This window comes from Paludibaculum fermentans, from assembly GCF_051172195.1.
GTDB lineage: Bacteria > Acidobacteriota > Terriglobia > Bryobacterales > Bryobacteraceae > Paludibaculum > Paludibaculum fermentans_A.
In genome coordinates this window covers 5,051,708-5,062,612 of sequence record NZ_JBPJAQ010000001.1, presented here as the reverse complement: position 1 = coordinate 5,062,612, position 10,905 = coordinate 5,051,708, and the positions used below count along the sequence as shown (strand labels likewise).

The 10,905-nt window shown below is 63.5% G+C and carries 6 protein-coding genes; 1 reads left to right on the top strand and 5 read right to left on the bottom strand.

Annotated elements, in window-relative coordinates:
• Window positions 1-2 precede the first annotated feature (2 nt).
• The 4 genes from ACR9Y2_RS20445 to ACR9Y2_RS20430 form a co-directional block, all read right to left on the bottom strand.
• The gene (locus tag ACR9Y2_RS20445) at window positions 3-2,705 is read right to left on the bottom strand and encodes a protein kinase domain-containing protein (protein WP_435043499.1); all 2,703 of its coding nucleotides are present in this window, start codon (window positions 2,703-2,705) and stop codon (window positions 3-5) included.
• A gap of 105 nt (window positions 2,706-2,810) precedes the next feature.
• Window positions 2,811-3,524 (bottom strand): PEP-CTERM sorting domain-containing protein, encoded by a 714-nt coding sequence (locus ACR9Y2_RS20440; protein ID WP_435043498.1) that lies wholly within the window; start codon window positions 3,522-3,524, stop codon window positions 2,811-2,813.
• A gap of 221 nt (window positions 3,525-3,745) precedes the next feature.
• Window positions 3,746-4,948 (bottom strand): Gfo/Idh/MocA family protein, encoded by a 1,203-nt coding sequence (locus ACR9Y2_RS20435; protein ID WP_435043497.1) that lies wholly within the window; start codon window positions 4,946-4,948, stop codon window positions 3,746-3,748.
• 89 nt (window positions 4,949-5,037) lie between these two features.
• Window positions 5,038-8,226 (bottom strand): TonB-dependent receptor, encoded by a 3,189-nt coding sequence (locus ACR9Y2_RS20430; RefSeq protein ID WP_435043496.1) that lies wholly within the window; start codon window positions 8,224-8,226, stop codon window positions 5,038-5,040.
• Window positions 8,227-8,410: 184 nt separating this feature from the next.
• Here ACR9Y2_RS20430 and ACR9Y2_RS20425 point away from each other — a divergent pair, with 184 nt between their 5' ends.
• Entirely contained in the window at window positions 8,411-10,150 is a 1,740-nt protein-coding gene (locus tag ACR9Y2_RS20425; RefSeq protein WP_435043495.1) for a hypothetical protein, read from the top strand.
• On the opposite strand, the gene ACR9Y2_RS20420 is transcribed toward ACR9Y2_RS20425, so the two are convergent.
• Window positions 10,147-10,905 carry an SDR family NAD(P)-dependent oxidoreductase gene (locus tag ACR9Y2_RS20420; RefSeq protein ID WP_435043494.1) on the bottom strand — a complete coding sequence of 253 codons (759 nt, stop codon included), beginning with the start codon at window positions 10,903-10,905 and terminating at the stop codon, window positions 10,147-10,149. The two genes, ACR9Y2_RS20425 and ACR9Y2_RS20420, sit on opposite strands and share 4 nt — an antisense overlap.

Here is a 10,905-nt window from a genome sequence, read left to right as displayed (position 1 = left end):
GGTTATTTCTGCGGATGGCCAGCTTGCTGGGCGAGGATCTGCTGGCGTTTCGCCTGCGTCTGCTTGTAGATGAGGGTGGGCGCTTCGCCGTCCTTCGGGGCTTCGAGCAGGGCGATCGCGCGGTCAATGGCCGCCAGGGCTGCATCAAAGCGGCCCAACTGGCGGTTCGCTTCGGCCAGACTCTCCCAGGAGTTCATGGCGCCCGGCTCCAGCTTCGCGGCAGCCTCGGCGTACGTCAGTGCCTCCTCGGGGCGTGACTCACCGTCGATGCCGAGGTTCAGCAGCAGGTCTGCCAGGTCCGCCTTGGGCCGGAAGCCCAGGCTCTCATCGTTCGCCGCCTTCTTGAGCTCCTCGTAGGCCTTGTGCACGGCGGCGGAGGTCTGCGGTGTTTTCAGCTTGTCGTGGGCATACGCCAGGTTCCTGAGAGACGACAGGAAGTAGAGACGGAAGCGTGCGCCGGCACTGGATTTCACCAGCCGCTCGTTGAGGGGTGTCGATTCGGAGTAGTCGGCCAGGTAGCCCTGGTAGTCTTCCACGTTCCAGCGCATGAGCGCGCGATTCTCCAGCAGCACCGCCAGGTTGGCGCAGGCCTGCAGGTCGTCCGGATCGCGGGCCAGTTCGCGGCCAATCGCCAGCGGCTCTTCCATCATGGCCAGGGCCTGTTTGGAATCGCCTTCGGCATTCGCCACGGCGGAGAGGGTCATCAGGTAAGAAGCCCGCGCCTTGCGGGCGATGGAGCTGTTCTGGACCTCCGGCGGCAAGCCGCGCAGCAGGCGGACGCCGCGGTCGATCCACTCGCGCGACTCCTTCGGCTGGCGGTCGGCGACGGCGACGGCGCGCAGGCGGTAGAGATCGAGCAGGGCGAGTTGGAACGAGGTCTGCCTGGCACCCTGGCGATCCATGCCTTCCAGCAGCACGGCCTCGCCCTTGCGCGCAATCTCGGCGGTCGCGTCGCGGGTGCTGTCCCGCGCCTCCGGAGAGCTGAAGACGGCGAGCAGCGCTCGGCCCAACAGCAGCCGGCTCTCGTCATCCGCCGGGTTCTGCTGCACCAACTTCTCCAACTGCTGAATGGTCAGTTCGAACTTCGGTAGGGTGCCGGCCGCGGGATTCGTAGTCAGTTCCGCGATGGCGGCGCTGGCCTCCAGTTCGCGCTGTGCCCGGCGGGCGGGCTCACTCTTGTCAGACCACGGCTTCAGCACGGCCAGGCCTTTCTCGTACATCCTGGCGGCCAGCGCCGGGTTCCCCAGAGTCGCCTTGGCGAAATTGCCCTGTGTATCGCCGAGACGGCGGTAGCCCTGCGCGATTTCGACGGCCAATCCCTCATCGAGGTCGCGCTGGGCGGACAGGCGGTCGAGGTAGTCGAGCGACTGCTGGACCATGCCAGCGCGCATGCGCAGCGTGCCGGGGATCAGCTCGGCGCGATCGTAAAGCTCAAAAAGCTGGTAGCGAGCCAGGCGGCGGACTTCGTCGAAGCGCTGCTCCGCCACGCGGCGCTGCTGGATGGTCGCCACGACACCGGCGGTGGACGCCAGGATCACGGCTGTCACCGCGGCCACCATATAGCGGCGGCGATAGAGAAACTTGCGGGCGCGATAGGTGATGGTGAGCGGGCGGGCGTGCACCGGCCGCGACTCCAGGAAGGCGGTGATGTCGTCACGCAGTTCCTCGACGCTCAGATACCGTTCGCGCAGGTGGTAGGCCACGGCCTTGGCGGCGATGGCGCTCAAGTCGCCGCCGAGAGCAGCGCGCAACTCACTGAGACTCACGCCTCGTGCCGCGGCCATCTCGGCGGTGGAGGCGGAACCCAGGATCAGGACCGGCATGTCCTGCGTGGCCCGGCCGAACTCCTGGGCGAGGTCGTTGGAAAGCGTGAAGGCCCGGTGCCCCCCCAGCAACTCGTGCAGGATCAACCCCAGTGAGTAGACGTCGGTGGCGATGTTCAGCGGATCGTTGCGCAACTGCTCCGGGCTGGCGTAGCGCGGCGTCAACAGGGGTAGCGTCGTCACGGCCACGCTGTCGCGGGAGCCGATCAGGGTGGCCGTCCCGAAGTCCAGCAGCTTCACGGCGCCGGTCTTGTCGACGAGGATATTCGCCGGCTTCAGGTCACGATGGATCACCAGGTTGCGATGCGCGTGGGCGACCGCGTCGCAGACTTCCAGCAGCAGGCGCAGGCGGTCGCGCACATTGAGTTTCAGGCGGTCGCAGTAACTGTCCAACGGCTCGCCGTCGATGTACTCCGTCACCAGGTAGGGCTCGCCATTGGCGCTGACACCGCCGTCGAGCAGCCGCACGATGTTCGGGTGGTTCATTTGGGCAAGCAACTGACGTTCCGTGCGGAACCGCGTGGCGAAGGCAGCATCGGCCAGGTGCGGAGCCAGGACTTTGAGGGCGACGTTCTGCGTGTACTCGCCGTCGGCGCGTTCGGCCAGGTAAACCGCGCCCATGCCGCCGCGGCCCAGCAGGCGTATGACGCGATAGGCGCCAAACTGGGTCAACCCGGCCAGTTCAGCGGCGGCCCGAACGGCGGTGCCGGCCTGCGCCTCCATGCGCGGATCGGAAGAACTGTGGGCACGCAATAACTGGCGGACTTCCTCCTGCAGTTCGGGGTCGTCCGGGGCCTCGCTCTGGAGGAACGGGTCCTGCTCGGCGCGAGGCAGCGCGCGGGCTTTGTGGAACAGCGTCTCCAACCGGGCGAAGCGATCCATTCTGGATTAGTTTCTCATGTTCGCCGTGGCAAATTGAAAGAAAAGGCCGCCGGACTGCACGCAGCCTGGCGGCCTTTGCCTAACAATTCCAAGGGGTTTCGAGAACTAGCGCCGGCAGCGGCGCAGGGCGGCCAGGGCAGCCAGGCCGGCGCCCATCAGCAGGTAGGTCGAAGGCTCCGGGACGCCGGCGAGGGCACCCGGCATGGCCAGCGAATGGTCCGGGATGCTCAGCAGCAGTTGAGCGCCATTGGTGTTGTTCTGCCAGACGATGTCCAGGGTGATGGCCCAGACCGCGGGTGTGATGCCGGAGAGTCCGGCGATTTGACCAGTGCCGGAGAAACTGCCGAAGCCGGAACCGCTGGTCTTGAAGGTGTACTCAGTGGAATCCGCGAGGGATGTGACCAGGTATTGGAGGCTCCAGTCGAGTGTGGAGGACCCAAGAACCGAGGTCAGGCCCGGCGCAAACTCCGGCGTGAGATTGAAGTCCCACTTCACGGGAAGGCTGCCAGTGAATACGCCCGAGTTGCCGGCGTCACTGGTCGCCAGGATGTGAATGTTCGAGAGAAGTTCCGTCGGACCCAGGCACGGGATGCAGATCTCGAAGGTCTGGCTGCCGAAGATCTTCGGCCCCGTGACGTCGCCGACCGTTGAATTCACAAGCGAAAAGCCTTCGCTTTCCAGGGTGGTGACGGGGAGCTGCGAGGTGACCGAAACCTCAACTCCATCGATGTTCAGGATGACCGCCGCGTGAGCCTGAGGTGCACTCCAGCCGAGGGCTACGAGCAGTACTGCGCCGATCGCAAAACTGCGACCCAACACAGCGCACACTCCTGGTAATGACTTCAATTGACCTTCCTCCTTGTGCCTCTGACTTCCTGATCAAAAGCATTAAGAGCCTATCATGAAGTGAGTGACGCTCTCAACCACTTTTGTGCGGAAGTTCCTGTGCTGCATATAGTTGGCGGTATGACCGCGCCGCAGGACGCGTATGACGGCGCTGTTTTACCGGACGCTTCCAACTAGCTTATCCGGCGCGCTGCCTAGACGATCTCTTCACGCTGCCCATCCCAGCGGACGCGGCGCCCCTGGCGGTAACTCTCCACGGCCATCCGGCAGGCGATGGCGACGCGGAACCCGAGGCCGAAGGGGCAGTTCGGTTCCTTGCTGGCGCGGATCGACTCCACGAAGTTCTTCATGTGGCACGCCGGGACAGTGGGCGTGGAGCCGCGCAGGACGGCCGCGTCCTTGCGGTTGACAGCCTGCGGCGTATACGTCACTCGCTCAGACCGGGAAACCGTGCCATCGGTCCCGAGCACGTCTTCCGAGAAGCCCAGGTAGTCGTTGCCAAAGCCGGAGTCCCACGACCAAAGCAGGTCCTCCGGTTGCTCCAGCGCAACATTCATCGTGTCGGGCACCTCGCGGCCGTCCTTCCACAGGTAGAGGCCGCCGGTCATCGTCGCCTTCTTCGGGATCTGCAGGTTCAGGATCTTGTACCAGAAGCAGAGCTGATGGCACATGTTCTCATAGACGTTGCCGCCGGAGTAGTCCCAGAAAAAGCGCCAGTTCACATAACGGTTGGCATCGAAGGCTCGATTGGGCGCGTCGCCGAGGAACGACTGCCACAGGACGCTTTCGGGATTCATGTCCGGACTGACGGCGCGCGACCACTGCGGCTTGTCGTGGGGCGTGTTGCGGTACATGTGGGCATGCACGGCGGTGATCTTGCCCATGGCGGGCGGCGTGGTGAACTGCGCAGCATCCGTGACGTCGCCAAATGAGCACGACTGGTGCCCAATTTGAACGGTCATGCCTTTGGACGCGCGGTAGGCGGTCCGCATCTTTTTCGCATGCTCCACCGTGAACGCCATGGTCTTTTCCTGGTAGACGTGCTTGCCGGCCTGCAGGCTGGCTACAAAGTGTTGGCAGTGGAGGTGTTGCGGCGTGGCGATGAGGACCGCGTCGACATCCTTCATTTCCAGCAGGCGACGGTAGTCCATCACAGTCTTCACGCCGGGGACGGCCTTCTGCACAGCGGCGAGGCGGCCGGTGTAGATGTCGGCCGCGGCGACCAGTTCCGTATTGGGGCAGGCCTTGAGGTCGCGGATCAGCTCCATGCCTCGCGCGCCGGGTCCGATGATACCGACGCGGATGCGGTCGTTCGCGCCCAGCGCTTTCGGGGGGATGGTGAGGGCAGCGCCTGTACCGGCAGCGGCGGCGTGGAGGAATTCACGGCGGGAGGACATAGGGGGAGGTCTCCAAGAGGATCGAGGAAATGCCGCATGGGCCCGCGCTCCGGATGGGGTCATCACCCGGAGCGCGTCCGCCCCATGCGTTAGAACAACAGCTTCAGACCGAACTGGACGGTTCTGGCGTCCACTGTTGTGCTGCTGATGATGCCTACCGTCGAGGGCACGGTAATGTCCGTAGCCGGCAGGCCGAAGCTCGGAGTATTGGGCACGTTGAAGAACTCGGCCCGGAACTCCGTCTTCAGACGTTCCGTGATGGCGGTGATCTTCGTTAGGCTGGCATCGATCGACTTCGACCCGGGCCCGAACAGCATGTTGCGGGCGCTGTTGCCGAAGGTGAAGTTCGCCGGCACCGCGAAGGCCGCCGGGTTGAACCAGCGCGCGATCGACTGATCGGAACCGTAGAAATCACTGCTGGCCACATTGGCGCGATTCGCATACCAGCCGCCCAGAGCGGGCGTGAAAGTGACGCTGAACGGAGCGCCGGAGCGCAGTTGGACGACCGACGCCAGTCGCCAGCCGCTGACCAGATACTTCACCGGGTTGTCCCAGTTGGCGAACTTCTTGCCGGTGCCGAACGGCAGGTCGTAAGTACCGGTTGCGTAGAACGTGAAGCGGCGGATGCCTTCCGAATTGCCGCGGTCGAGCGAGGTGTTGTAGGGATTCTGCACCGTACCGGAATAGGGCACGTTATCCAGGGTCTTGGTCCAATTGAAGCTGCTCTGCAGGAACAGGCCGTTGTTGAAGCGGCGCGTACCTTCCACCTGCATCTGATGGGTGAACATATTGCCCGTCGGGCTCATCGTATAGATGTTGGCCCAGGGCTGGTAAGGCCGCTGGGTCTGCAGGTTCCCCAGTGACATGGTCGCCGGCAGATTCATGTCGGAATTCACAAAGAGGACGCGATTCGCCTTGTTGCCAAGGTAGGCAACCCTCAAGCCGACCTCGCCGGGCAGCACACGTTCCACTGAGAGATTCCACTGTTGCGAATAAGGGTTGCGGAGCTGGCGGTTCACGGCATAGGCCACGGGGTTGGCCGAGACGCTGGGCGTGACGCTGAAGGGGTCGGCCAGGCTGATGGTGGGCGAGGTGGCGCCGCCGGTGAACGACTGCGCCAGCCGGTAGGGCGTGTTGCTGATGCCCAATTGATAAATGCCCTGGTAGACGGGGATCAGGTTGTAGAAGATGCCGTAGCCGCCGCGGACGACTGTCTTGTTGTTGCCGAAGGGCCGGTAGGCCAAGCCGATGCGGGGCGCGAAGTTCTTGTGGTCGGGCAGCAGCAGGTCGGAACCCCAGCCCACGCTTTCCGACTTCACTGACGGGTAGGCAGCGAGCAGGGCCGCTATGGCCGCCGGAGCGTACTGGCCGCCGCCCGTGGTCCGAACCACCATCTGGCCCGAGCCGAAGTCGAAGTTCGACAAGGCGCCGCCACGTTCCGTGAACTGCGTCTGCAGTTCATAGCGCAGGCCGGCGTTCACCGTGAGATTGCGCGTCACCTTCCAGTCGTCCTGAACATAGAAGCCGTAGCGGTTCTGGTTCATCACGTTGGGCGGGGTGGCGGTGGCGCGAGTCGCCGACGCGGGGTAGCCCAGCAGCAGGTCGCCGATGGCGTTGCCGGTATAGCGGGCCAGGAAGCTGAAGGTGCCCAACACGGCCGCCGACACCGAAGGATTCGTCGAGACCCGACCGAAGGAGGCATCGATGCCGGCCTTGGTCACATGCGAACCGTGGACCCACGAGAACGTGTCGCCGAACTGGTTGGTGATCTGCGGATTCGGCTGCGCGCCACCCACATCGCCCACCTTGGTATAGCCGGAGATGTTGAACGTGGGCAGGCCGCCCATAGGAATGGGGGTAAACAGCCCGGGGAAGATCGAGCCCGGGTTGAAGTCCTGATTCTGGCCAATGCGGATGTTCACCATCGTGAAGTAGGAGCCGCGCAGCTCGTTGGTCATGTTGGCGGACAGGATCCGCGTGTAGGTCAGGCTGGCCGATTTTGTCAGGAAGCCGGCGTTGGAGTAGTTGCCGTACATGCTGGGCGAGTAGAGATTCGTCGAATAGGGATCGCCCTTGGCGTAGGCCAGCGCGACACCCAGCATGTTCGACTGGTTGAAGTTGTGGTCGACGCGCGCCGAGTAGCGCTGTACGCCGATCTGCGCGGGCAGGTTCTCCACATAGTTGAAGGTGGCGCCCGCCTTGGTGGGCAGCGGGATGAAGCCCAGCATCGTCTTCGAACGAGAGTCGATGCGGTTCACCGGGATCTGGTTATTAGGGAAGGCCGCTCCGCCGTTGAGCGGATCCTTCACGGTGGTGGCAAACGTTCCGTCCCGCAGCGTCTGCACCGGCACCGAAAAGGTCCCGACATTGGACTGCCGCAACGTCAGCGCTTCCACGGCTCCGAAGAAGAACGTGCGGTTCTTGATGACCGGACCGCCCACGGAACCGCCGAATTCATTGCGGTTATACGGGGGCCGCGCCTTGCCGGCAGCGTTCGAGAAGAACTGATTGGCGGCCAGTTGCGCGTTGCGATTGAATTCGAACAGCGAGCCGTGCAAAGTGTTGCTGCCGCGTTTGGTGATGGTGGAGACAGCGACTGAACCGGAATACTCGGCCTTGGCACTGTTGCTCTCGATCTTCATCTCGTCGATGGTCTCGAGCGAAGGCTGCGTGGCGAGGGATGTCGCATAAGAATAGGTGCCGCCGCCGTTGCCGAGATCGTCGGTGGACACGCCGTCCACTGTGAACTTGCTGCCGCCCCAGTGCTGAGCGCCGCCGATGTTCGGGTTCGACGCCCAATCGCTGGCGTTGCCGGGCGCAATAAGGATGAAAGTAGCGGTGGTGCGGCCATTTACCGGCAGCGACTGCACGGCATGCGTGTCTATGATGCTGGCGATGGAAGAGGTTTCCGACTGCACCAGTGGAGACTCCGCCGTGACGGAAACGCGCTGGTCGAGCGAACCCGGCTCCAGCCGGACATCGGCGCGGACAGTCTGGTTCAGCAGCACCGTGACGTTCTTCACGTCCACGGGCCGGAAACCGGCTTGCGACACCTGCACGCGGTACTCGCCCGCGAGAAGATTCGGCACAGTGTAGTCGCCGCTGTTATTGGTAGTGGTGTGGAAGGCGGCCCCTGAGCCTTCGCTGGTTACGTTGACCTTGGCGCCAAGAACGACGGCGCCGGAAGAGTCTGTGACAGTGCCTACAATCGTGCCAGTGATGCTCTGCGCGGAGAGACCGGCGGCAGTCAAGACCAATATGAGGATTGTTCGCAGCATGGTGAGCGACCTCCCGAGAAATCTTCTGATTCGCAGTATGGGTGCCCGCGAAGATCCCCTCAATCGAAATAAAACGTTCATCCAGCATCCTGGACGAAAACCCCTGGCCTGCAACGGTGGATGGATTGACTGAATCTCTCAAGTTCCGGTACTCTGACGCCGCGGTACCTTTGGATCCTCTCGAATGCGCCAACTCCTAATCAGCCTGATTCTATTGTCTCTCGGATGCGCTGGCACGGCCGGCGCGCAGTCCTTGCCTGGCCGGTACTACGCATGGCTGGTGGAAGGGGCAGGGCGCATTCAGGAGCATCTGCAGGCAGCCCCCGGGGCTGGCCTGAAGCAGTTGGAACAGTCAGCCGGCTGGAACCACTTCCCGTATGCGGTGCTGACACCCGCGGTCCTTTATAAGCAGAAGCACCCGACCAATCCGCGCTACGGCGATAAGCGCATGCTGTCATTGGCCTTACAGATTGGCGACCTATTGGTGGAGGAAAACCGGAAAGGCGGCTTTGAGTCGCGGCCCGACAGCTGGTGGGACGTGTACATGTGGCTGGAGGCCTACCGACTGCTGCAGGCCGATCTGGGCGAAGCACGCCGCGCCAGTTGGCGGTGGGCTCTCGAAAAGAACATAGCCACCATCGTGGCCGAAAGCCGGGCGTGGCGCGATGTGCCCTGGTACACGTCCGCGTTCATCGGCACTTCCACCAACCACTACTCCCTGTGGGCCGTGAACCTGATGATCGCCGGACCTCTGTTCCAGAAACCGGAGTGGGCAACACTCGGCAAGCAGATCCTCCAGCGCTATGTCCAGCAGCAGCACGAGGATGGATTCTGGGGCGAGCGCAGCCGCCTGACACCCACCATCGGCTATGACCACCTGACCATGAGCGCGGTGGCTCTCTACTACGAGAACACGCGGGATCCCGCGGCCCTGCAGGCGCTCCGCCGCTCCACGGACTTTCACAAATACTTCACTTATCCCGACGGCCAGCCGGTAGAAACCTTGAACGATCGCAACCGCTACTGGCACGTGATGGACTGGGGCCAGTTCGCGTTCTCCTACTTCCCCGATGGCCGCGGTTACGCCAAGTTCCTGGCCGCGCACTTGCCGCAGCACGATCTCGACATGGATTCCCTGGGCCGCATTGCGCAGAACGCCATCTACTATCACGAAGGCCCCACCGCCCCGCCGCCGCAACAGCAACTGAATTACTCACGCCAGTTGAGGATCCCGGCCGGAATCCGCAAGACCGGCCCGTGGGTCGTCAACCTGTCCGCGCTGCGCGACACGCCGCTGCCGCTCAGCCAGTGGTTCCTGGAACGCCAGGCCCACGTCAGCGTGTGGAACGAAAAACCTGGCCTGATCCTCACGGCCGCGAACTCAAAGAACCAGCCAGAGCTCGCCACCTTCCATGAGCGGATTGACGGCAAAGTCTCCTACCTGCCCATCGACGGGAAACTGGCGATGGAGACGGCCGCAGACCGCCTGTCGTTGGGCTTCCAGCGCTTCTTCGCTGACCTCACCACGTCGCCGCCGACAGGCAACGAACTCGCCCTGCACTGGAGCATCACGGGCATGGGCCCAGCTCCAGAAGAGGCGCAACTGGCGCTACAGGTGATCATCAAACCCGGCGAAGCGCTCGATTCCGCAACGAAGCACTCCACGGCCAGCCAGGATCCAATCCTCTGGACAGCAGCGGAACTCGGCGGCATGCTGAAACACAACGGCTGGACGCTCACACTGCCCGCCGCCGCGCGCTTCCAATGGCCCGTCTATCCTTACAATCCCTACCGCAATGGCCCGGAGTACCGGCTGGAACGCGCCGTGGGCGTCATCACGATCCCATTTACCCTGAAGGGCGGGACTCATCCGTGGCTCCGCCCCGCCGAGCAGCAGTTCGACATCCGGATCCGCGTCAATTAATGCGTGATCGCGTAACCGCCATCCACCCGCAGTACCGAGCCCGTCACATACGAAGCATCGTCAGAGACCAGGAACGCGGCGGCCTTCGCAACCTCTTCCGAGGTAGCCAGGCGGCCCAGCAGCAGGTCCTTGCCCTTCTCCGTGAGTTGGTCCTCGGAGTAGTAGACCCGCTCGCCCGGCGTATCGGTCCAGCCGGGCTCCAACACGTTGACCCGGATCTTGTACTGCGCCAGTTCCACGGCCCACGTAAGCGCCATCTGGTTCATGGCCGCCTTCGCGCCATTGTAGGCGCTGCAGTTCGGATAGGGCCGTGACGCGTGTACCGAGCTGATCATGAGGATCGACCCGCCACCACGTTCGGCCATGCTGCGCGCCGCGAACTGGCTGCAATGGAAGGCGCCCCACAGTGAGACCGCCCACGTTCGCTCCATGTCAGCCGGCTCCATCTCCAGCAGCGGCTTGCGCACGCTGTAAGCCGCGTTGTTGATGAGAATGTCCAGCCGGCCGAACTCTTCCAGCACCGACTGCACCATCACCTCGTCCTCGGCCCGTTCTCCGACATCCGCCTGGATCACCATCGCGTGGCTACCCATGCGTTCGATCTCGGCCGCCACCTCCATCGCCTCTTCGCGATGCCGCGCGTAGTTGATCGCGACATTGGCCCCAAGCCGCGCCAGTTCCACCGCGATGGCCCGCCCAATGCCGCGCGACGCTCCAGTTACCAGCGCCGCCCGTCCCGCCAGTTTGCCTTCCAT